The sequence below is a fragment of the Planktothrix sp. FACHB-1365 genome, from assembly GCF_014697575.1.
Classification (GTDB): Bacteria; Cyanobacteriota; Cyanobacteriia; order Cyanobacteriales; family Microcoleaceae; genus Planktothrix.
The window spans coordinates 104868-126400 of the sequence record NZ_JACJSC010000003.1 but is presented as its reverse complement, the minus strand read 5'-3'; the positions used below and the strand labels follow the sequence as shown (position 1 = coordinate 126400).

22 protein-coding genes are annotated in these 21533 nt (G+C 38.5%); 9 read left to right on the top strand and 13 right to left on the bottom strand.

The genetic code is table 11. The annotated features are described in order from the left end of the window. The first annotated feature begins 54 nt into the window (after positions 1–54). From H6G57_RS06455 to H6G57_RS06445, 3 genes are read left to right on the top strand one after another with little or no spacing between them, the layout of a single operon-like run. Positions 55–699: a Uma2 family endonuclease gene (locus tag H6G57_RS06455; RefSeq protein WP_190516998.1), complete on the top strand. Its 645-nt coding sequence runs from the start codon at positions 55–57 to the stop codon at positions 697–699. Positions 700–718: 19 nt separating this feature from the next. Continuing rightward, a complete protein-coding gene (locus H6G57_RS06450; protein WP_190516996.1) occupies positions 719–1363 on the top strand; it encodes a Uma2 family endonuclease in 645 nt (214 codons plus the stop codon). Between the two features lie 51 nt (positions 1364–1414). Further along, a complete protein-coding gene (locus H6G57_RS06445) occupies positions 1415–1765 on the top strand; it encodes a hypothetical protein (protein ID WP_190516994.1) in 351 nt (116 codons plus the stop codon). A gap of 215 nt (positions 1766–1980) precedes the next feature. On the opposite strand, the gene H6G57_RS06440 is transcribed toward H6G57_RS06445, so the two are convergent. From H6G57_RS06440 to H6G57_RS06425, 4 genes are all read right to left on the bottom strand, one after another. Further along, a complete protein-coding gene (locus H6G57_RS06440; RefSeq protein WP_375539507.1) occupies positions 1981–2478 on the bottom strand; it encodes a hypothetical protein in 498 nt (165 codons plus the stop codon). A 17-nt stretch (positions 2479–2495) separates the two neighbouring features. Continuing rightward, the gene (locus H6G57_RS28650) at positions 2496–3671 is read right to left on the bottom strand and encodes a CAAD domain-containing protein (RefSeq protein WP_199314021.1); all 1176 of its coding nucleotides are present in this window, start codon (positions 3669–3671) and stop codon (positions 2496–2498) included. A 20-nt stretch (positions 3672–3691) separates the two neighbouring features. Next, complete coding sequence (gene gltX / locus H6G57_RS06430; protein WP_190516993.1) at positions 3692–5140, bottom strand: glutamate--tRNA ligase; 1449 nt, start codon at positions 5138–5140, stop codon at positions 3692–3694. Between the two features lie 130 nt (positions 5141–5270). Continuing rightward, the gene (locus tag H6G57_RS06425) at positions 5271–6023 is read right to left on the bottom strand and encodes a class I SAM-dependent methyltransferase (RefSeq protein WP_190516991.1); all 753 of its coding nucleotides are present in this window, start codon (positions 6021–6023) and stop codon (positions 5271–5273) included. 230 nt (positions 6024–6253) lie between these two features. Between H6G57_RS06425 and H6G57_RS06420 the strand changes: the two genes are divergently transcribed. From H6G57_RS06420 to H6G57_RS06410, 3 genes are all read left to right on the top strand, one after another. After that, positions 6254–6583, top strand: coding sequence for a nucleoside triphosphate pyrophosphohydrolase (locus tag H6G57_RS06420; RefSeq protein WP_190516989.1), 330 nt, complete (start codon positions 6254–6256; stop codon positions 6581–6583). 146 nt (positions 6584–6729) lie between these two features. Continuing rightward, the gene (locus H6G57_RS06415) at positions 6730–7341 is read left to right on the top strand and encodes a hypothetical protein (RefSeq protein ID WP_190516988.1); all 612 of its coding nucleotides are present in this window, start codon (positions 6730–6732) and stop codon (positions 7339–7341) included. Between the two features lie 17 nt (positions 7342–7358). Next, positions 7359–7829: a DNA phosphorothioation-associated protein 4 gene (locus H6G57_RS06410; protein WP_190516986.1), complete on the top strand. Its 471-nt coding sequence runs from the start codon at positions 7359–7361 to the stop codon at positions 7827–7829. 101 nt (positions 7830–7930) lie between these two features. Here the strand turns inward: H6G57_RS06410 and H6G57_RS06405 are convergent, their stop codons facing one another. Together H6G57_RS06405 and H6G57_RS06400 are read right to left on the bottom strand one after the other, a co-directional pair. Continuing rightward, the gene (locus H6G57_RS06405; protein WP_190516984.1) at positions 7931–8956 is read right to left on the bottom strand and encodes a long-chain acyl-[acyl-carrier-protein] reductase; all 1026 of its coding nucleotides are present in this window, start codon (positions 8954–8956) and stop codon (positions 7931–7933) included. 128 nt (positions 8957–9084) lie between these two features. Then, positions 9085–9780: an aldehyde oxygenase (deformylating) gene (locus H6G57_RS06400; protein ID WP_190516983.1), complete on the bottom strand. Its 696-nt coding sequence runs from the start codon at positions 9778–9780 to the stop codon at positions 9085–9087. A 277-nt stretch (positions 9781–10057) separates the two neighbouring features. Between H6G57_RS06400 and H6G57_RS06395 the strand changes: the two genes are divergently transcribed. After that, on the top strand, positions 10058–10873 hold the full coding sequence (locus tag H6G57_RS06395) for a carbohydrate ABC transporter permease (protein WP_190516981.1): 816 nt from the start codon (positions 10058–10060) through the stop codon (positions 10871–10873). Between the two features lie 29 nt (positions 10874–10902). On the opposite strand, the gene H6G57_RS06390 is transcribed toward H6G57_RS06395, so the two are convergent. The 5 genes from H6G57_RS06390 to ppsA all read right to left on the bottom strand — a co-directional run bounded on the left by H6G57_RS06390 (position 10903) and on the right by ppsA (position 17242). After that, positions 10903–12117, bottom strand: coding sequence for a hypothetical protein (locus H6G57_RS06390; RefSeq protein ID WP_190516980.1), 1215 nt, complete (start codon positions 12115–12117; stop codon positions 10903–10905). Between the two features lie 211 nt (positions 12118–12328). Continuing rightward, entirely contained in the window at positions 12329–13234 is a 906-nt protein-coding gene (locus H6G57_RS06385; RefSeq protein ID WP_190516978.1) for a restriction endonuclease, read from the bottom strand. A 61-nt stretch (positions 13235–13295) separates the two neighbouring features. Continuing rightward, on the bottom strand, positions 13296–13724 hold the full coding sequence (locus tag H6G57_RS06380; RefSeq protein WP_190516976.1) for a DUF488 domain-containing protein: 429 nt from the start codon (positions 13722–13724) through the stop codon (positions 13296–13298). 7 nt (positions 13725–13731) lie between these two features. After that, positions 13732–14559, bottom strand: coding sequence for a hypothetical protein (locus tag H6G57_RS06375; protein ID WP_190516975.1), 828 nt, complete (start codon positions 14557–14559; stop codon positions 13732–13734). Positions 14560–14698: 139 nt separating this feature from the next. Next, positions 14699–17242 carry a phosphoenolpyruvate synthase gene (gene ppsA, locus H6G57_RS06370; protein ID WP_190516973.1) on the bottom strand — a complete coding sequence of 848 codons (2544 nt, stop codon included), beginning with the start codon at positions 17240–17242 and terminating at the stop codon, positions 14699–14701. A gap of 426 nt (positions 17243–17668) precedes the next feature. Between ppsA and H6G57_RS06365 the strand changes: the two genes are divergently transcribed. Continuing rightward, positions 17669–18055: a helix-turn-helix domain-containing protein gene (locus H6G57_RS06365; RefSeq protein ID WP_190516971.1), complete on the top strand. Its 387-nt coding sequence runs from the start codon at positions 17669–17671 to the stop codon at positions 18053–18055. Positions 18056–18100: 45 nt separating this feature from the next. On the opposite strand, the gene H6G57_RS06360 is transcribed toward H6G57_RS06365, so the two are convergent. Next, entirely contained in the window at positions 18101–18988 is an 888-nt protein-coding gene (locus tag H6G57_RS06360) for a carbohydrate ABC transporter permease (RefSeq protein ID WP_190516969.1), read from the bottom strand. Positions 18989–19144: 156 nt separating this feature from the next. Beyond that, the gene (locus tag H6G57_RS06355) at positions 19145–20614 is read right to left on the bottom strand and encodes a CIA30 family protein (RefSeq protein WP_190516968.1); all 1470 of its coding nucleotides are present in this window, start codon (positions 20612–20614) and stop codon (positions 19145–19147) included. Between the two features lie 537 nt (positions 20615–21151). Here H6G57_RS06355 and H6G57_RS06350 point away from each other — a divergent pair. Then, the gene (locus H6G57_RS06350) at positions 21152–21529 is read left to right on the top strand and encodes a hypothetical protein (protein WP_190516966.1); all 378 of its coding nucleotides are present in this window, start codon (positions 21152–21154) and stop codon (positions 21527–21529) included. Positions 21530–21533: the final 4 nt, after the last annotated feature.

Here is a 21533-nt window from a genome sequence, read left to right as displayed (position 1 = left end):
CATTGCCAAACCCCTGATTTGAGGTTATCCTAAATAGATGGAGGTAAACCCACAATGACTACATCTACTTTATTTTTACCGGAACAACGCACCCTTTTAAAACAGGTAAGTTGGAAAACGTTTATCAATTTATTAACCGATTTAGGAGATAATCGTTCGGCTCGTTTATATTATGATCAGGGAGTATTAGAAATTATGACTCCATTAGGAGAACATGAAAATAATAATCGGTTTATTGAGTGTTTAATCGGAGTAATTGCAGATGAATTAAACTTGAATCTTAAACGATTTGGATCTTTAACATTAAAACGAGAAGAACGATTAAAAGGTGCAGAACCGGATTCTTGTTATTATTTAGAAAATGAACCGTTAGTTAGAAATCAACAGAATATTGATTTAGCATCAGACCCCGCCCCTGATTTAGTCTTAGAAATTGATATCACCAGCAGTTCTTTAGATAAACGACCGATTTATGCAGCCTTTGGAGTTCCTGAATTGTGGCGTTATGATGGCAGAAAACTAGAAGTTTTTATTTTAGATAAAACGACTCAATCTTATCAGCAAGTCACTCAAAGTTTACATTTTCCTTGGCTACCTTTAGAAATCATTCCTCAATATATTCGTCAAAGTTTAATCGATGGAGAAACTGCAACGTTAAAAGCGTTTAGAAGTTTTGTTAGACAGTTGATGCGTTCTTGAACAAGTAAGGTTAAATACCATGACAATAGCAACATTAGTTCTACCCGAACAACGCACCCTGTTAAAACAGGTAAGTTGGAAAACGTTTATCAATTTATTAACCGATTTAGGAAATAATCGCTCGGCTCGGTTATATTATGATCAGGGAGTATTAGAAATTATGACCCCATTAGGAGAACATGAAAATAATAATCGGTTTATTGATGATTTAATTCGGGCTATAGCTGATGAATTAAACCTAAATCTTAAAAAAATGGGATCTTTAACCTTAAAACGAGAAGAAGTCTTAAAAGGTGCAGAACCGGATTCTTGTTATTATTTAGAAAATGAACCGTTAGTTAGAAATCAACAGAATATTGATTTAGCATCAGACCCCCCACCCGATTTAGTTTTAGAAATTGATATCACTAGCAGTTCTTTAGATAAACGTCCAATTTATGCAGCCTTTGGAGTTCCTGAACTGTGGCGTTATAATGGCAGAAAACTAGAAGTGTTTATTTTAGATAAAACGACTCAATCTTATCAGCAAGTCACTCAAAGTTTACATTTTCCTTGGCTACCTTTAGAAATCATTCCTCAATATATTCGTCAAAGTTTAATCGACGGAGAAACTGCAACGTTAAAAGCGTTTAGAAGTTTTGTTAGACAGTTCATTCCTTGTTAAATAAATGATGACTACGTTATAATAAAAAGTTAAATATTTTGGATCATAGCCATGAATAATCCTCTCGAAAATGGCGACGATCATAACCTAGATTCTATCTTTAATAATTTAATACAATCTTTAGAAATTGACCCCCATCAACAGATTGCAGATGGTGATGTTTATTGGGATAGTGGCGGACAAGCCGGACATATTGAGGGGCAAAAATTTTATAACACGGGCGACCATTATATCGGCTGTTTAGGCGCTGATATGAAGGTCTATGATGCCCATGATAAATGTATTGGTTGGGTTGATACAAAAGGTCATGCTTATACCTTAGATGGGGCAGTTTTTGCTGAAGGAAAAACACCGATTTGGGTGGCAACAGTGTTAGTTTTTAACACCTCTAGTCCAGGTTGATTTTAACAAAAACTTTGTAGGGGCGAGGCGCGCCTCGCCCCTACGCCCGAAATGGATTTCAGGGGTTGATTGCAGAAACCGGGTTTCTTAAGCTCTCTTTCTGTTATGCAGCAAAGATTAAGGCAGAAACCCGGTTTCTGAGTCCCCCCAGTTTTTGTCTTATAAAATTAAAGTGGCGATCGTAATCGTTAGAGTGACAAGGGTTTAAGCCGACACTATTGTTTATCAGTAATTGAAATTACATAGGGGTGATAGGTATTCGGTTTATAAGATCCCACCCAAATTTCATATTTTCCCGATAACCATTGACCTTCAATACTAGGATTAATATCTTTAGAATCATCACTACACCAGCTTCCTCCAGGCCCGCGAATGACTAAAACCGTATCTTCACTACTTTGGACTTGAAGTTTTAAATAATCAAAAAAACTGGTTAAAATCAACGTATGATCCGGTTGTTGATCAACATAACCCTGACAAGTTCCGGTTTGAGTGTCTTCTCGTCCGGCGATATCTTTTGCTAAAGCTGGCCCCCCACTTAATCCTCGAATTAGCATCGGGTCGGGGCTAAACTGAGGACTCAGGGTAATATCTTCAAACATGGGGGTGGATGCGGCGTTAAACGGTTGAGCTTGAACTGAACGAGGCAGTAATCCCCCAACCGTCATCATCACAACGCCCAATGCTAAGTGTTTTAGAGTTGCATTAGTCATTGTTGGAACTGTTTTATTTATGATTTTTTACCCAGAATTTCTTCTTTGAGGGTATTAAAATCGGCACTGAGTTCCTTGCGAGTCTCTGCTTTCAACAGATAACGATAAATAAACCAAGCTGAATATCCCAAACCAACGGTTTCAAACGTGGGTTTAATTAGAGGAATTTCATTAATAATTTCCACTAATCCCGTTAAAATTTTAAAGGTAACTAAGAGGGCAATTAATAAACCCACTGTGGTTAAAGGACGCTTGTATTCCTTAAAGAAACCTCCTAAATTTTCGGGAAGTTGAGATAAAAACGCGAGAATTTCTTCTTTCATAGGTTGTAAGGATTGGTTAACAGAATCATAAGAGAATGAAGTTGGAGAATCAATAACCACCTCAACTTTAGTGGCAGGGGTTGTCACGGGTTCAGCATTGAATAAAACCTCCGTTGCTGAAGTATTAACCCATTGGGGTTGAGGTTCAGCAAGTTCGGGTTCAACGATAGGAGGCAACTCTTCGAGAACTTGTTCCACTATCGCTTGATCCGTCACAGGTTCCGGTGTCGGTTCAATGACTGGAGGTAACTCTTCAATAACCTGTTCCACGACTGCTTCCGTCGTTACAGGTTCCTCAGCGACAGGTTCCGGTGTGGGTTCTTCCACTGCTACAGGCTCCTCAACGACAGGTTCCGGTGTGGGTTCTTCCACTGCTACAGGCTCCTCAACGACAGGTTCCGGTGTGGGTTCTTCCACTGCTACAGGTTCCTCAACGATAGGTTCCGGTGTGGGTTCGTCTACAAGCGGTAACTCTTCGAGAACCTGTTCCACTATCGCTTGATCAGTTATCGGTTCTAATGTGGGTTCTTCCACCGGAGGTTCCTCAGCTACAGGTTCCGGTGTCGGTTCTTCCACAACCGGAGGTTCGGCGGCTACAGGTTCCGGTGTCGGTTCTTCCACCGGGGGTAACTCTTCAAGCACCTGCTCTACAATTGCTTCATCCGTGATGGGTTCTGCTGGGGTGACAGACTCCTCAACGGGAGTTTCAGCAACCGGAGGTTCTGAAGATGGGGATAGGGGGGAATTAGCTCCCGTTTCTGCTTCAGATGCTTGGGCGGGTGTTGAATTCACGGTAGGCTTAGGTTTTTTAGATTGGGAAGAATTGCCTTTAGCATCGGATGATTTGCGAGATCTGGGAGAATTTGCCATGATATCTGCCTCGTTAAAAATTAACCCTGTAAAACAGTTTGAAAACGAATTAAATCAATCCCTTTTTGATGGAACAATAACCAAGATTCGATTAAATCTGGGCCGTGCATTGTTCCCATCAAAGCTGCTCTGAGCGATCGCATCACTAAACCCTTTTTGACGTTTGTTTCTTTCATCGCACTATTAATCATTGCTTTCGCAGCATCTGATGTTAAGGGTTGATCCCGTTGTTGGGTTATTTTATCCTGAATTGCCTGCACAATTGCGATCGCACCTTCTTGTTGTAATTGCGTTTTTGCTTCTTCGTCTAACTCTAGGGTTTGGGTGAAAAATAATCGACTCATTTCAACGGCATCTTTTAAGGTCGTTAAACTAGGGCCAATTAATGCCGTAAGCTGTTCTAACCAAGGTTGATCTGAATTAGAGTCAAATTGATAACCCGCTTCTTGCCAATAGGGAATTAATAAAGCTGTTAATTCGGGAATGGGCATTTTATGAAGATATTGGCTATTAATCCAATTCAATTTATCCCAATCAAATTTGGCTCCGGCTTTATTCACCCGTTCAAAACTAAAGTGTTTTGCGGCTTCTTCTAAAGTAAATAATTCTTGAGTGGCATCGGGGGGAGTCCAACCCAATAACGTCATATAATTCGCTAACGCTTCGGGGGTATATCCCATTGTTTTAAAATCAGAAATTGAGGTAACACCATCCCGTTTTGATAATTTACGTCCCTCAGCATTCAAAATTAATGGTGTATGACCAAATTCAGGAATAGCTGCATTTAACGCTTCATAAAGCAAAATTTGTTTAGGGGTATTAGAAATATGATCTTCACCCCGAATCACCTGGGTAATTTTCATATCAATATCATCAACAACCACGACAAAATTATAAAGCGGTTGCCCAATTTCACCTTGATTAGAAGCCCTAGCAATCACCATATCTCCGCCTAAATCACTGCCTTTCCAAGTGACTTTTCCGCGAACTAAATCTGTCCAACTAATTTCTCGATCATCATCAATTTTAAAGCGAATTACCGCTTGACGACCTTCTGCTTCAAATTGTGCTTGCTGTTCGGGCGTCAGATGGCGATGACGGTTATCATAGCGAGGCGCTTCGTTATTAGCTTTTTGGGCTTCTCGCATGGCATCCAATTCTTCTGGGGTACAATAGCAACGATAGGCTAACCCTTTTTCTAATAAGGTTTGGATGGCTTGACGATATAAGTCTAAACGATCAGATTGATAAAATGGCCCTTCATCCCAGGTTAAGCCTAACCAAGTTAACCCCGTGAGGATGTTTTCAGTATATTCGGGGCGAGACCGTTCTAAGTCGGTATCTTCAACCCGTAAAACAAATGTACCGCCTTGGTTACGCGCAAATAACCAGTTAAATACCGCAGTTCTAGCCGTTCCTATATGTAAATTCCCGGTTGGACTTGGGGCAAGACGAACTCTAACAGTCATAATGAATTCAATATCAATTTTAATTTAACAGGGGAGGATTGCCCCATCGGTTGTGAAAATACACAGATTTTATGATTATACCTTTATTTAGTCCCCTAAGCGCAAAATTTTCTCCAAAGCGAGTTAAAGGTTAAGGTTTTTCAAAGACTAAAAAATGTTGTTGAGGTAAAAAAGATTGAGTTTCTAGCCATTTTAAACCGACGGCTTCCATTTCTTTTTTAACTTGTTTTTCTGACATTTTATGAAGTCCTTTAATTAAAATAAAAGGGTTTTCTTGGCGATATTCTAATAATACCACTCGTCCACCTGGTTTTAAAGCTTTGACAATTCCTTGCATCATTTCTAGGGGATATTGAAATTCATGATAAGCATCCACCATGAACGCTAAATCCACAGTAGATTCAGGTAAATTCGGATGATCAATTGTTCCTAATATCGGTTCTAAATTTTGAATATTTTCCTGAGTTTTGACAAAATTAATTAACTCTAACATTTCCGGTTGTACATCGACTGCAAACACTTTTCCCAGGGGAACTAAAGGACTAATTCTAAAGGTAAAATATCCGGTTTCTGCGCCGATATCTGCCACATTATCTGTTGGTTTTAAATTTAAAGCGGCGATCGCTTGTTGAGGGCGTTCAGAGGTTTCTCGACTGGGACGTTCTAACCATCCTGCACCTTCATGACCCATGACTTGAGCAATTTCCCGACCTAAATAAAATTTACCAATACCATCAGGACTGTGTAAGGTGCGATATTCGTAAACAGGAGCAACTTGAGTAGACGTTAACCCTAGGGTGGGATAGACGTTGAGTAAATATCCTCCCAAAAACACCGCAACGCTACAAATAATCAAGGATAAATATTGATACACAGGTTTCATAGTAGTTTACATTCGATTAAAATTGTTGTTAAACTAGAAAGAATGGGTGCAATTGTTTAAATGGGTTTGGGTGTTGGGGAGCGCGTGGGAAAGATTAGGTTTTAGGGACTCGGAAATAATCAGGACTTGTTAATTTTTTAAACCCCACACCCATACTTGATTTAATATTGGACAGGCAAGATGCCTGTTCCACTGAGCTAAAACCCCATATTTTATAGGAGAATTATCCCTTGCGTCGAGACTATAACAAATTAGTGCGTGATCGCATTCCCGAACTGATTCAAAAATCAGGGTATCAGTGTGATATTACCACATTATCGGAAACTGAATATCGTCAAGCTTTACGGGATAAAATTCTGGAAGAAGCTCAAGAAGTTGTCCAAGCTTCTGATCGAGAATTAGTTTATGAATTAGCAGATTTATTAGAAGTGGTAGAAGCTTTAATGGAAAGTTACGGAATTGAAAATGAACGGATTTTATTAGAACGAGATCATAAACGGGCCGAAAAAGGAGGCTTTGAACACAAAATTAAATTACTCTGGACAGAAGCCATCGCCTAAATTTCAAAAGACTCTTGACTTTCAATTTCAGAAAAATCACCCGAAAAAACAACAGGTTAAGGTTCTGGGTTTTGACTGATGTACTCTTGCAAAAAAATGCGGTATTATCAGTAAAACGTCAATTTTAATTAATTCAAGATCGGTTAATGTTTACTTATTATTCCCTACCCTGGTTAAAAGCTTCCTATACCTTACCTGTTGTTTATTCCCAACTGGTTGGGTGGTCAATGGTGTATCCTTCGATCTATGCCAGCGAACTCTGGAAAGCTTATTGGAAATCTAATTTATCTCCAAAATCTTCTCCCTCTACCTCTGAAGCGGAACCCGTTGTTACCATTATTGCAGAGGAGATAGTTAAAATAGGAGTGGGGGTTGAACCAATTATGATTCTTCCCCAAGCGGAACCAGAAGTTTCCCTGATCTTAGAACAACCTAATAGTGTTGAGGAAAAACCCTTGACCCTATTAACAGTTGAAGTTGTAGAAAATCCTGCGATTTCAACAGAAACCTCACCCCCATCTTTTCCGATTTCGCCTCGACAAAAATCCGAAAATCGCAAACGAGTGATCAAATTATTACAGTCTTTTTCCATTACTCAATTAAACGATATCAACCGTTTAACCTTAGACCGAACAAAATCTTTAGCGAAAGCGCTAGGAATTCCTCAAAGTATTCAAGGAGAAAAGAAAAAAATGGCGGTTCTTAAGGATGAAGTTAAACAAAAATTACGTGATTCTGCTTTATTAAATAATGGTTAATCTTAACTCGAACCGTCATGGCAGTAACCCGAATTAGAATTGCGAAAGATAAAGCAGAATTAGTGCGATCGCTGACAGAAATTGAAGGCAAAACCGGGCCGTTTCAAACCTACGCAGATGTTATTGCTTTTGCTGCATTATTAGGAAAACGGCGAAAAAAACGAATTCCCGTTGATGGACTTTCTAAACGTGATCCTGGGCCGATTTCAATGGAAGTTTTTATTTCTAGGGGATATGATGCTATGATTAAATTAGTAGCGATCGCCGAAACCCAAAACCCTAAAATTTTATCTCCCTTTGAACTCGAAGCCGAAGAACAACGAGCATTAATTTTTGAAGAATATGCCAATGGCGGGTTAGAAATATTACGAGAGGAATGTCGAGGGACTGTTGATTATTCAGATCGATTATTATTAATTTTAATGGCAGAACGCGATCGCCCCTCTCAAGCAGAAGGTGAATTTGATTTAAGTCGTTTCCTGGGTTAAATTTCGCTATCAAACTGTAGCTTGCTTATAAACCCTTAAGATTAAAAGTTGATAAGCAAGACAAAAAGCAAGAAATAACAAGTTTTAAACTTTCCAGCTTATTACAAAGGTAAAGCTAACGGTTTAAATCCATGTTTAACAGAAACATTGCCAATGTGTTCCATTTTTTCCAGGGTAATTTGATTTCGACCCCAAGAAAAATTGGTGTAAATTTTCTCAAATTCCAATAACATTGATTCGGCAAAACAGGCAAACAGTTGACGACCGGGTAACTTCATATTGACAATTTTCATAATTTTCCAGTCAATATCAAGGGAGTGTTCAACAATTCCACCATCTAAAATGTAAATTTCAGGATGTTGAATTTTTGTGGCTAAATTCTTAGGATAGCCGCCGTCAATGAGTAAACAAGGTTTCTTCAACGTATTGGGGTCAATTTCTACCCCTTTGGGCATACTGGCAACCCAAACAATAATATCAGCTTGAGGTAAGGCTTCTTCTAACCCCATAATTTTGCCCCGTCCTAATTCTTCCTGTAAAGCATTTAGGCGTTCCTTATCACGGGCAATTAATAACAATTCTCCGGCTTCTGTCAGACGGTTAAGCCAACGACAAACCGCACTACCAATATCTCCCGTCGCGCCACAAACCGCAACGGTTGCTTTGGCTAAATCAATCCCTAACTTTGCGGCTTCATTTTCGACCTGACGACAGATAATATAAGCAGTGTGGGTATTTCCCGTGGTAAACCGTTCAAACTCTAACTTAATATTACGAACTTCCTTAATTTGTTCTAAGTTAAAATTTTCAAAAATAATCGAGGAAAATCCCCCTAAAGCCGTGATATTAATGCCATTTTTTTGAGCATGAGCCATTGCATTAATAATTTTGCGAGTCGCCGATTTAATCCGACGGCTGGCTAACATTTCCGGTAAAAAGCAAGATTCCACATATTTACCTTCAATGATTTGGCCAGTAATACTCGTGACTTTGATATCATCAACGATTTGAGGCGGGGCGCTACACCAAAAATCTAACCCCTGGTCAGCATATTCAGGATATCCTAAATCTCTGGCTACGGCTTGGGCGTGTTCTAGGCTTGTAAGATGACCGATTAAACCAAACATGATTCAACTGTAAATTTTAAGATAGATTTTAGATTTTAACGTCAGAAGCCGCAGACGGGCGGAAAACCATGCTCCGCTGCCAGTCTGCTAATGCTTCCATCAATTTGCTCTAAAATCCAAAGGGTATTTTAGGCAGCGGTTAGACCGTAGACGGACATCCGCATAATATCGCCGGTTGAAAATCCGATATTGCTTAGAGCTTCCCCATAAGCAATCATAAAATCTTCAACTAAGGCTTCTTTTTCCATGCCCAGAACGTGAGCATCATCGGCTACTTCGTTGAGCATTCTCCAAATAATCGGAAGGTTTTGGCGGTTAGCTTCTTCCAGTTCCCCTTTGGAGGCTTCAAAATTTGCTTTTAGCCATTCTTCCCCAAAGTTGAGGTGCAGATACTCGTCTTTAACTACCCCTTCGGTAATTTTGCGGGCAAAATCATCGGCAACGGGGATGTAAATGTTGTAAGCTGCGATCGCAAAGCATTCAATAATTAAAGATTGAATCAGCAAGCAGGTGACCAGTTTACCTTCTGCGGCTGCATCCTTAAAATTTTGGTGCAAGGAAGAAAAGAACTCACGAGCAAATTCCATGTCCGGTGTCACGGCTAAATTCCGACCACAGGATTGAAACCCTTTCTGATGGCGCATTTCCATTTTAGCCAAACGCGCTAAATTTTCTTGATGCTCTGGTAACATTTCACCCAGCTTGATGTAATTGTCGTAAGCTTCCTGTTCCCCTTCAATCACAATGGCATTAATCCGGCTGTAAGCATCCTTATAGGTTTCCGATTGGAAGTCAATCGCTGGAATAGCTTCAAGCTGTGGCATAGATGTACAATCTCCTCATCGCAAATGAGTTATTATAGCTAGTTTACAAACTCCCTACCCCTTTTTGGGGCAACCTTAAGATAGGGTTGGAGAGTCTATTTTTTGAGAAACTACTTAATTAAGCTTATAGCGATTCTCGCACAAAACCCGCGTCTTTTCAGCGTGGGATGCGGTTCAACCTCAAATTGATTGATGTTTTTCTCAATCTGGGATGATCTTTGATGCAAAATTAATAGGGAGAGTGGATGTCTTTAGGATTAGAACCCATTACTGACTTATGAAAACAGCAATTGAACGGGAAAAAATATTAGTTGGATTCAGTTGGGGTTTGTTGTTGATGGGGGCTGGGGTTGTATTATTACCCTTATTGGTGGTGTTGCTGACTTCCTTCTCAACTCCCAATATTGTTGGAGAAACTCAGTTGACCGTTGCTAACTATCAGCAAGCTTGGCATCGAGGGAAATTTCTTCTAGCCTTTGCCAATTCGACGTTAGTGGCGTTAGGAGTAACGGCATTTCAAGTCATCACCTCGGCTTTAGCCGGATACGCCTTAGCTCGATTACAGTTTCCTGGACGACAAACTCTATTATTGCTCGTTCTGGCAACCCTGGTGATTCCCTTTCAGTTATTAGTGATTCCGATTTTTTTAGTCTTGAAGTGGGGACATCTGCTCAATACCTATTGGGCTTTAATTTTACCAACGGCTGTAAACGGCTTTGGAATTTTCCTTTTGCGTCAATATTTCCTGACAATTCCCGTAGAGTTAGAAGAATCTGCGGCTTTAGATGGGGCTAATCGATGGCAGATTTTATGGCAAATCATGTTACCTTTAGCTCAACCTGCCCTAGTGACGTTATTTTTATTTACTTTTATTGGGGAATGGAATGATTTATTTAAACCTTTAGTATTTACCACAAAACCCCAATTAAAAACCGTGCAGTTAGTTTTAGCGGAATTTCAAGAACAATATACCAGCAGTTGGCCATTATTAATGGCGGCGGTTGTCATTTCTTCGATTCCTGTAATTGTATTATTTTTAATCGGTCAAAAACAATTTATTCGCGGAATTGCTACAACTGGAATTAAGAATTAAGCAATAGTTTAGAAGCGATATGATATCCATTAACGGTTCATCAAACCCTTGATTAACTCTAGTTTTTTCATTAACCCTTCTTGATCTATCCAACCCACATAGCCACCGAATTGCAGTTCATCATCACTATCTAAGACATAAACATGATGCACGTTAATAGCATTAACAAATAAATAAATTTTCCCACTTTTATCAGGAAATTGCAAATAAAGATCTCCCTTCCGAATATTCTTGCTATGATAATTGAGTTGAATTCCCATAACTTCGTCGGATATAGGGGTCATCCCCTTAACTTGAGATAAATGGTGAATTACGGTTTTTAATAAATTTTGAAAAATCACTTTTTGTTGATTCAAAATATTATTAGTAATTAATCGAGCAGTTTCAGGACAATTCCAATAACTACTATGGGCATCACTACAACCTAAAACCATCGCTAAGTCAGTTTGACCTAAACTTCTAGCTGTTTTTTCAGCCAAGTTAGCATCCTCTAATAAATACTCATCTTCAAATTTTAGAGAACTATTTTCAGCCAGATGTAAACTCGCTTTTAAGGGATAAGCAATTAAGTCTGAAGCATGAATTAAATTGAGCCATCTTAAAGGCTGTTCAGAAGAATAGGAATGAGCAAATTGATTAACTTTTTCTGGACGTACATCTAACATCATATTAATCAATAAAATGGGGGAACCCATAATCGTGATACTCTTCAAATTAACCTGATGTTTAAGTTGTACATCCGTCTGATTTTCCAATGCTCGAATCATAGCTCGAATCGATAAAGCGGGGTCTTTTGCTGAAAATCGATCTGAAAATAAAATATCCCATAAAATCACAGTTCCCAAGGAATGGGCAACAATATGAAGTTCAGAATCATCAGGATTTTGCTTAATAAAATTATAGAGTTGTTGAGCGATTGTTTTGCGAATTTCTCGACCCTTATCAGGATTCATATAGGTAAAGAAATCTCCCAGAAATTGAGAAAATAAGCCTTCTCTAAAGGTTCGATATCGAAAAATCTCTTCTCTATCAATTTTAGGATATTTCTTTTTAACGGCTGCTAAATCTTCATCAATACCATTCCATATTTTCCCCATATCCGTTAAGGCAGAACCCCAAAAACTAGCGTAAAAATGAGGATTCTTTTCTTCCCGGTGAATAAATTCAGTTTTGATCAGTTGTTGTAAATTTGATGAGTAGCAAGCATCTCTTGTGGCAACACCATGAATAAAAAATACAAGCATAATCGAGAATTAGTAGAGTGTTTAATGGATAAAAAACAATTATTGCTAACTATAGTATAGCAATTATAAATGAATTGTATAAAATAGTAAACTTAATTATTAATCCCCAAAAAGACTGTAATTTCTAGGTAGGGGCGAGGCGCGCCTCGCCCCTACGATAATTTTGGAATCAAAACAGTTATACAATTGATTTAGACTCACTATATAGCAATTATAAATGATTGAACCAATTTTGATTAATTTCAACCACTTTAATCATTTTTGTTTCGACTCCTAAATTCAAATCTTTGAGAATTTGACAAAGTTGTTCCCCATCAATTAAATCCAATACAGGCGCACCGTCACGGGTTGCTTCTTGTTTGGCTGAACTGGTAAAAGTTCCTGTGGTTAGAAATAAACCTTTATCGGTTCTTCCTACCATAGCACCTCGGAAATCTCGAATTTCAGAAGGGCCAACAGAACCCTTATAACGTTTACATTGAAAGAAGACTTGAAAACTCAATAGGGCAATTTTTAAGACTCCAATTCCATCAATTCCTCCATCTCCTTTTCTTCCGGTTACTTCAACTTTAATAAAGCCGGATTCTCTTAAAATTCGTTGACATAATCTTTCAAAACTATCAGGAGGAATTTGTTGTAAAATTTCTAATAGTTTTTCTATCCAAATATCTGAATTAGCAGGAATCTGATCCTGATCTGAAATAGATTCTATTGTTTCAATTGTAGGTTGTGGTAATAAATTAATATCTTCAACAGATTCTGAACTCACCTTTTCAGTTTTTTTTCGGGTTGTTTGATTGACAAATCGATTAATTTCTTTAGGATTAATAACTTGTAGATTTCTCCCCTTCTCCGTGATTGACCATACTCCTCTTCCTACACTTTCTAAAACCCCATATACTTTTAAATAAGTTCTCACCCAACCTAAACGATAGTCAATTTCTGTCTGTGGCCCTTGTTTATGTAAAATACTCTGTTGTTGTTCTGAGAAACTTTGAAGTTGACAGACTTGATCATAAATTTCTTGCACCGTTCCTGAACCTCCTAAAGATTTAAGAGCTTTAATTGTGGGTTCAAATAAATCGCTATGAGAGGGAATATTTAAGGATTGATTCATTGTTTGAGAAGTTGCGATCGCACTTTTAATTAAAATAATATTTTAAAAAAATTAAGTTCATCTACTCTAAATGTTCAATTTGGCTATTAGAAATTAGTTTAATTAGATGACTAGCAACATCTGTTCTATGACATTTATGAAAGTTCATTTCTGCACATAATAATAAAACCGTTCCTTTTTCAGCAAGTTCAGCAACTTCACCTAAAGCGATATCTGCTGCTTCTCGGTCAGGAGGAATCCAATTTTGTTGGCCGGATGTATTACCTAAAGCAGTTTTAGAGATATATTTAACATTATGAGCTTCACAAACTTCTTGAAGTTTATTCCCATACCATTTACGACTCCAAGCGCGGGGAGTCATTCTCACATCAATGACAAAATTAACCTGATATTTTTTCAGATATTCTAAAAATATATCATAATTTTTTCGATTACCATATCCAAAGGTTAGGATCAGCCTTTTTTTTAAGTTAGAAATTTTTCTTTTCATATTTTTATTAGGAATCAAACAACGTTAATTGCTGATAGCTAGATTCAGATCGCTGATTATTTTTAGGGATAGGCGGATAAAATAAACCTATAATCATAAAAGTTTGTCGATGATCTTTTAAATTGCCAACAATAAAGTATAAATCTTTTTTGTTTAAAAAGTCAACCTCTAATTTTTCTCGAACTTTTTCTAGTGCTTCTGCTTCTCGTTCTTCAAAAAGATATTTTTTTGATTGATCTCTACATTTCCGATAAAGTTCAGAAATTTCCCAGTCACTAATTGAATATTTATGTTTAACTTGATTATTTTCAATAAATTCGTAACCAAACTTGTAGGGTATTTTTTCAAGATCTGAAGGAATTTCAAAGAAGTCTGGTTGATCTAATATTCCTTGTTGTTTATCTCCCCATTCACGCTTGTCTTTTTTATAATAATATTTTACAATAGACTTTGGTTTTATAATTCCCAGAGATTTACCTTGATCTTTAATAGATTGAATAGATTCAAATTCTAAAGGTAATACAAAAGATTTTCTTTCTGACCAATTATCGTGGGTTCCTATAGACCTTACAATTTCAATAGAAGAATCATCAATCCGATAACTCTCTAATCTGGAATCCTTATCATTTTTTTCTATCTTAGCACTAATAATTGACCAACGGGGATAACGTTTATCAAAATCTAGCTGTCGAAATCGTACAGGATAAATACGAACCCATTCTAAAGATTGTTCGTTATCATCCAGAAGAATACCAGCAGTACAGACAGTTTCTCGGTACTTGGTACTAATTGAAGGATAGGTTTTAGCCACAATCAAAATTTTTCTTCTTTCCATAAAAATCCAATAGATTCACTGGTAAGATTATGCCCATAAATAAAGGGTACAGCATCGCCATACCCTCATTATTTTAATCCTTAAAATTCAGCAAACTATCCCTGTAGAGAGACGCGCCGTGGCACGTCTCTACAACTATTTATTTGGCTTTGGCAACGTCCATGACTTCATCTAACAACGTGCCAGATTCTTCCATTTTGCCAATATCCAGAATCGTTTTAATCACAGAGTCAGGATTCAAACTCATGGAGTCAATTCCCAATTCCACTAAGAAGCGGGCAAACTCTGGATAATCGCTAGGCGCTTGACCACAAATCCCAATTTTGCGACCATATTTTTTAGCCGCTTTAATGGCAATGGTCACCATCCGCCGGACGGCTTCGTTGCGTTCATCGAAGATATGAGCAACTAAAGCCGAGTCACGGTCTAACCCTAACGTTAATTGGGTTAAGTCGTTAGACCCAATGGAGAACCCGTCGAACACTTGGGCGAATTCATCGGCGAAAATCACGTTACTGGGCAATTCACACATCACATAGACTTGCAGCCCATTTTCACCCCGTTTCAGACCGTGTTTTTCCATTTCCGCTAACACTTTGCGACCTTCATCGGGAGTCCGACAGAAAGGAATCATCGGAACCACGTTAGTTAAGCCCATTTCGTCCCGAACCCGTTTCAGGGCGACACATTCTAACCCATAAGCTTCGCGGTAGTTGGGGTCATAGTAACGAGACGCACCCCGCCAACCAATCATCGGGTTTTCTTCTTTCGGTTCAAACTGACGACCGCCTAACAAGTTGGCATATTCGTTGCTCTTGAAGTCGGACATCCGTACAATCACAGGATTGGGATAGAACGCCGCCGCAATCATGCCGATACCATGAGCCAGTTTATCCACAAAGAAGTCGGGTTTATTGGGATAAAGTTTGGTCAGGTCAGCAATTTCCCGTTTGACTAATTCGTCTTCGAGTTGGTCAAATTTCAACAATGCTAACGGGTGGGCTTTAATATGGTTAGCGATAATAAACTCAAGCCGCGCTAACCCCACACCATCGCAAGGAATACCGGATAACCCAAAGGCTTCTTCCGGGTTCCCGACGTTCATTAAAATTTTCGTCCGCGTTTTCGGCAGATTATCCAGGACGGTTTCTTGAACTTCAAAGGGAACTAAGCCTTCATAAACCCGACCTTCTTCTCCTTCGGAACAGGAAACGGTAATTTCTTGTCCGTTTTTAATCACAGAGGTGGCATCCCCGCAACCGACAATGGCTGGAATTCCCATTTCACGGGCGATAATCGCGGCGTGGCACGTCCGTCCCCCAGCGTTGGTAACAATAGCGCTGGATTTCTTCATAATCGGTTCCCAGTCGGGGTCAGTCTTATTGGTGACTAACACTTCACCCGCTTGGAATTCATCAATTTTATGAACATCCAAAATCACTCGCGCTTTCCCTTGACCAATCATTTCGCCCACGGCGCGCCCCCGTGACAGCACGTTACTGGTTCCTTTGAGTTTGAAGTTTTTCAGAACGGAACCGGATTTTTGCGATTGTACCGTTTCAGGACGAGCTTGGACGATGAATAATTGTCCGGTAATACCGTCTTTTGCCCATTCAATATCCATCGGAGTGTAAGTACCCCGAACTTGCGAATAGTGGTTTTCAATAATACAAGCCCACTTCGCTAGTTGCAGAATTTCATCGTCGTTAATACAATATTTTTCCCGTTCAGATTGAGGAACAGAGACGTTTTTCGTCAGTTTAGAACCGCCGATGTCATAGACCATCTTCAGTTCTTTAGTTCCTAAGCGTTTTTCTAAAATTGGACGGAAGCCTTGTAATAAAGTCGGTTTGAACACGAAATATTCATCCGGGTTCACCGCACCTTGTACAACGTTTTCTCCTAACCCATAGGCGGCTGTTACTAACGCGGCATTTTTGAATCCGGTTTCAGTGTCAATGGAGAACATCACCCCAGAACTGGCGAGGTCAGACCGCACCATTTTTTGTACACCAACGGAGAGAGCTACGTTAAAATGATCGAAGCCTTTAATCGTCCGATAGGAAATTGCCCGGTCGGTGAAAATCGAAGCAAAGCATTTATGGCAGGATTCTAATACGCCTTCTTCGCCATAAACGTTTAAATAAGTTTCTTGTTGTCCCGCAAAACTAGCATCGGGTAAATCTTCAGCCGTCGCAGAGGAACGAACAGCAACGTCTACATCGTTGGCATAACGTTTGCATTCTTCCTTATATTCTTCGCCAAATTGGTTGCAAAAATCCCCATCTGTACTGTAGCGTTCACAAAGTTTTTTATAAGCGCTGGTAATCGCTTCTTCTAAGTCGGCTGGAAACGGAGTGTCAAGGATTAATGAACGAGCTTGTTTGCCGCGTTGCCGCAAATTCGGCATATCCTCAACGTCGAGGTCTGCAAATAGTTCTCGTAGTTTTTTCTCTAAACCCGCAGACTCAATAAAATAACGATAAGCATAAGCAGTAGTCGCAAATCCATTGGGAACATTTACACCTTGGCGGGTGAGTTCTTGAATCATTTCCCCCAAAGATGCGTTTTTCCCACCGACTAACGGAATATCAGAAATTCCAACTTCATCAAACCAAAGTACAAAAGCTTTTTCTTTGGCTTCTGAATTTACTGTTCCCGTCGTTGCATAAGCGTCAACCATTTTTAAATTCCTCCAATTGGAATGACTGTTTTGTTAGAATTCAGTCAATCTTTATTGTTTATTTAAGTTCAAACTTAGGTCAGAATGTATTTATCCTTACCCGTACATTCTGAGTTAACTGGTTCTAAATCACTCGATACTCAATATGAATGTTTAGAACTTCTGAATCTTGAATCGGTGAACTTGGCAGTTCTTAAGATTTTTTTCCGTTTTTTTCTCTCTAGGTGTGAACTTTCGGCCTCAACTGAGGGTTTGTTTTCCCTCTATCTCAAAGCGTACTACTTTCTATCGTGATTTCAATATAGGTTCCCTTCATTCACATAGTTACCAAAAGTAAAAGATAGTTGCCATCTGGGAATTATAGGCTATTCTTAAAAAAGATTGAATCCTTAAGGCTCTTGGGATTAATGTTAACAAATGTTGCAAATGAATGTTACCCCTTGTCTCGAAAAACCAGACTTCGGTTCTGCAAGCTCCCAGAATCAAAACACTTGCCCGATTCAATATATTGTGCAAATCATCAGCAGCAAATGGTCAGTCTCAATTTTGCGGGAGTTACTAATCAGGAATTGTCGTACCCATGAATTGTTAGAGGCTTTACCCGGAATAAGTACGAAAACCTTGACAATTCGCCTGCGAGAATTAGAAAAATATGGTATTATTGAAAGGAAGGTCTATGCAGAAATACCCCCTCATGTTGAATATTCCTTAACCGATAAAGGCCGACAACTGCAACCTGTATTAATAGCTTTAAAACAAGCTGGAGAACAATTATTACAGCAAGAACCCTGTCACTGTTCCATCAAGCTTTAAAATCGGTGTCGGGTGTTGGCTGTCGGGTACCGAGTACCGGGTCTGTTACAGCAACGGACTATTGCTGTTAACAGTCTCGCTAAACCGTTCAATCCCTAATCGTAAAATCGATAATCCTAAAACGATTAAAAATAAAATTAATCCAATGGTACAAGCATAACCAAATTCTAATTGTTGGAAGCCTTGTTCATACAAATAATAAACAATCGTTTTAGAACTATTTCTTGGCCCTCCTTGGGTCATAATATACACTTCTTCAAACACTTTCGTTGAGGATATGGCTGAAATGACCCCCACTAAAACCATGTAAGGTTTCATTAAGGGTAACGTAATATCCCAATGTTTTTTTAACCCATCAGAACCGTCAATCGTTGCGGCTTCATACAATTCTAAGGGAATTCCTTGTAATCCTGCTAAATAAATCACCATATAATACCCTAATCCTTTCCAAATCGTCACCGCCATCACACTAAATAAGGCGACATGGGGACTGGTTAACCAAGGAATAGGCGGAAAAGAAATCGCATTTAAAAGTTGATTTAAAAACCCATTTTCTGCATATAACCATTTCCACGCAATACCCGCCACCACCATTGAAATCACGACGGGAACATAATAGGCGGTTCTAAAGCCATTAATTCCGCGTAATTTTTGATTCACTAAAATCGCTAAAGCTAAAGGTGCAAAAACTAAAATCGGAACAACAATAATTAAATAAAGCAAGGTATTCTTTAAGGTTTCCCAAAAGACCTCATCTGTCCATAACTGTTGAAAATTCTTGAAACCAACCCATTCTGGCGGTGTGAGTAAGTCATAACTAAACAAACTTAAATAAAACGCTTGTAACGCTGGCCAAAATACGGTTAAGGTCAGCATTAATAAAGCAGGAAATAAAAATAAATACGGCGTAAAAACAGGTTTAAACTTTAGCATATAGCAGGGAACAGGGAACAGGGAACAGGGAACAGGGAACAGAAAAAAGATAAAGTTTCAACAAGCAGTTGAAATCTTTATTCGCTTCATGTCAAAATATGATTTGATTTTAAGCTAGGGAAACAATATATAGCAATCCCTATTCCCTGTTCCCTATTAATCAGATTTGAGTTGAGAAAATAACTCATCCCAATTGTTTGATGTTTGACTATCTTGTTCTGCTTTAACTTCAAAAGTCGTATTACAGGCTTTTGGTTGAGTTAACGCTTGGATACATAATTCAGCCATATCATCCCGACTGACTTGTCCTTTAATTGTATCTCCTTGGGCAAATTTTAACACAGAACCTCCCGGTTGTTCAGTTAATGCACAGGGACGAATAATTGTATAGGGAATACCACTCGAACGAATCACCTCTTCTCCTCGTAATTTCCAAGTTAAAATCCCCCCTAATTGTTCATTTAAACGCACCGCAGGAGGTTCTTCTTCTAAATTTAATCCGGGTTTTCCTGGACGAGTTACCCCCGCAGAACTCACCTGAACAAATCGAGGTAAAATGGTTCCACCGTAGGCTTTAATGGATTCAATTTCTAATTGAAAAAGTCCGGGTTCAAATTTAGGGTTTAATGCGCCATCATATTCAAATTTACTCAACATTAATTGTAAGGAAAATACCTGACTAGCATTAAAGGGTTTACCTTCATTTAAGGTTTTAGCACGAAACACCGGAATTAATTTCTCAAAGGGAATCCGAATGGTAATAGGAATATTGTACACGGTATCAAAAGAATAACAATATCCCACACTATCCCAACCTTCATTACAGCGAATAATAAATTTATAGCGTTTTCCATCACCTTTAACCCGTAATTCAATTCCTTGATAATCAGATAAATTTAAAGAAGGTTCAAAATTGCGAGTTCGCACGGAAACAAACCCCCCAGAATTCGCCGTAGAAACATATCCGGTAAATAATGCGCCATCTGGTGTTAACTTTAACGAACTTTCACTAATACCCCCCATAACAATATCATCTAATGCTCCCCAAATTTCCTTAATGTCTTCAGTGGGGTGGGTAAAATCAAATAAAATTTTATCTCCTGTTTTTTGTAGGCTGGGAAATGCAGCATTAATTAAATTTTGAATGCCTTTATATTCCACCAACTCCGGTATATCAACTACTTCCGGCATATAAAACTTAATTCCCTGATAATATTTTTCTTGGTTCGGTGTATCTCCTTCAACGGGTTGGACTTTTGTACCGCTACAACAAATAATCGCGTTAATATCTTGAAAAACATCAGGGGTTAAGGTTTCAGGAAGGGTTAAATCTGCTTCAATTAAGTCTACTGTATTCCCTAATATTGTTCTCGCTTTTTTCCGATCCCGAACCAAACAACGCACTTTAATGCCTTGTTGTTGTAACCGTTGAACCACTCGTTTTCCCACTCCCCCCGTCGCACCCACGACTAATATAATATTGGGTTTTTCTTGCCGTTTTTTTGCCCCTCCCCCTAATAAATTTTGTATCCAGTTAATATTACCAATAAAGGGAATAACCTTAAAATAAGCCAGGGTTTTCAGAAACCGACCGCCATCCCATTGTCCTTTTTGTGGTTCTGTCATCGCCTTCTCCGTATAATTATGTTAAGGAACTGGTGTTATAGATTAAGATATGTAACAAATTTAATGGTAACAGAAGAAAGCCAAAGTTGCTCAAGGTCTTTGAAAAGGGGAACTAAAGCGGGTACATAGCCAAAATGAGAATAACAAGCTTCACCTTCCCCAAGAATAAACATCTGTGTTAAGGTATCTCTTGAATAAATTTAGCCAATGACAATGGAAAGTATAGATTTAGAAACAGCAATCCCCGTTGGACTTGCTTTAGTGATTATTATTGGTAGTTTCTTAATGATGTTTACCAATTTTTGGACAACTGCTTTAAAAAACAAGAAATAGTCAACCATAGACATTAAGGAGGACAGAAATTAATCTCCAAAAACTCAATTTACCAATCATTGGATAGAGATTGTGACGGTTCTGTAAAATCCAAAGGAACAGAATATTTCACAAATTCAATAAAAACGCTATAGTGGAGAAGCCCAAAACAGAAAAATTATTAAATTCCCCATCTCAAAAAGCAAAAAAAGAAGAGTTTTGATCATGATAGATTTCACAACAATTGCTGAGTTCTCTCGAAATAACTGTTTAGGAATTTGTGCTTTTTTAGTGCCGTTTAATTTACTGGCTACCTTACAAACCCTAATTTTTATCGGTTTAAATCGTCCTCAATCTCAAATTTTGTTAATTTCTGGGTTTGCTAGTTTATATTCAGGATTGATGGTACTGCACGTTTTTACCTGGTTTATGATTGGTGTTGTGATGATTCCTACCTATGTTTTATTACTCTTAGGAACAACCTGTTTAATCATTAATATTGGGGCGGTTAAATTTCCTCAGAGTTTAAGATATATTATTGGAAAAACTGTTTTATTCGCTCAAAAAATTATGGGTAGAATTCAAACTGTAGCCTTTAATTAAACTC

Bases quoted from the DNA above. Each gene is read 5' to 3' on its own strand.
- H6G57_RS06455 (WP_190516998.1), top strand. From the start codon at position 55: ATGACTACATCTACTTTATTTTTACCGGAACAACGCACCCTTTTAAAA.
- H6G57_RS06415 (WP_190516988.1), top strand. From the start codon at position 6,730: ATGTTTACTTATTATTCCCTACCCTGGTTAAAAGCTTCCTATACCTTA.
- H6G57_RS06450 (WP_190516996.1), top strand. From the start codon at position 719: ATGACAATAGCAACATTAGTTCTACCCGAACAACGCACCCTGTTAAAA.
- H6G57_RS06395 (WP_190516981.1), top strand. From the start codon at position 10,058: ATGAAAACAGCAATTGAACGGGAAAAAATATTAGTTGGATTCAGTTGG.
- H6G57_RS06355 (WP_190516968.1), bottom strand. From the start codon at position 20,614: ATGACAGAACCACAAAAAGGACAATGGGATGGCGGTCGGTTTCTGAAA.
- H6G57_RS06410 (WP_190516986.1), top strand. From the start codon at position 7,359: ATGGCAGTAACCCGAATTAGAATTGCGAAAGATAAAGCAGAATTAGTG.
- H6G57_RS06360 (WP_190516969.1), bottom strand. From the start codon at position 18,988: ATGCTAAAGTTTAAACCTGTTTTTACGCCGTATTTATTTTTATTTCCT.
- H6G57_RS28650 (WP_199314021.1), bottom strand. From the start codon at position 3,671: ATGGCAAATTCTCCCAGATCTCGCAAATCATCCGATGCTAAAGGCAAT.
- H6G57_RS06400 (WP_190516983.1), bottom strand. From the start codon at position 9,780: ATGCCACAGCTTGAAGCTATTCCAGCGATTGACTTCCAATCGGAAACC.
- H6G57_RS06440 (WP_375539507.1), bottom strand. From the start codon at position 2,478: ATGACTAATGCAACTCTAAAACACTTAGCATTGGGCGTTGTGATGATG.
- H6G57_RS06445 (WP_190516994.1), top strand. From the start codon at position 1,415: ATGAATAATCCTCTCGAAAATGGCGACGATCATAACCTAGATTCTATC.
- H6G57_RS06385 (WP_190516978.1), bottom strand. From the start codon at position 13,234: ATGAATCAATCCTTAAATATTCCCTCTCATAGCGATTTATTTGAACCC.
- H6G57_RS06425 (WP_190516991.1), bottom strand. From the start codon at position 6,023: ATGAAACCTGTGTATCAATATTTATCCTTGATTATTTGTAGCGTTGCG.
- ppsA (WP_190516973.1), bottom strand. From the start codon at position 17,242: ATGGTTGACGCTTATGCAACGACGGGAACAGTAAATTCAGAAGCCAAA.
- gltX (WP_190516993.1), bottom strand. From the start codon at position 5,140: ATGACTGTTAGAGTTCGTCTTGCCCCAAGTCCAACCGGGAATTTACAT.
- H6G57_RS06405 (WP_190516984.1), bottom strand. From the start codon at position 8,956: ATGTTTGGTTTAATCGGTCATCTTACAAGCCTAGAACACGCCCAAGCC.
- H6G57_RS06380 (WP_190516976.1), bottom strand. From the start codon at position 13,724: ATGAAAAGAAAAATTTCTAACTTAAAAAAAAGGCTGATCCTAACCTTT.
- H6G57_RS06375 (WP_190516975.1), bottom strand. From the start codon at position 14,559: ATGGAAAGAAGAAAAATTTTGATTGTGGCTAAAACCTATCCTTCAATT.
- H6G57_RS06350 (WP_190516966.1), top strand. From the start codon at position 21,152: ATGATAGATTTCACAACAATTGCTGAGTTCTCTCGAAATAACTGTTTA.
- H6G57_RS06365 (WP_190516971.1), top strand. From the start codon at position 17,669: ATGAATGTTACCCCTTGTCTCGAAAAACCAGACTTCGGTTCTGCAAGC.
- H6G57_RS06390 (WP_190516980.1), bottom strand. From the start codon at position 12,117: ATGCTTGTATTTTTTATTCATGGTGTTGCCACAAGAGATGCTTGCTAC.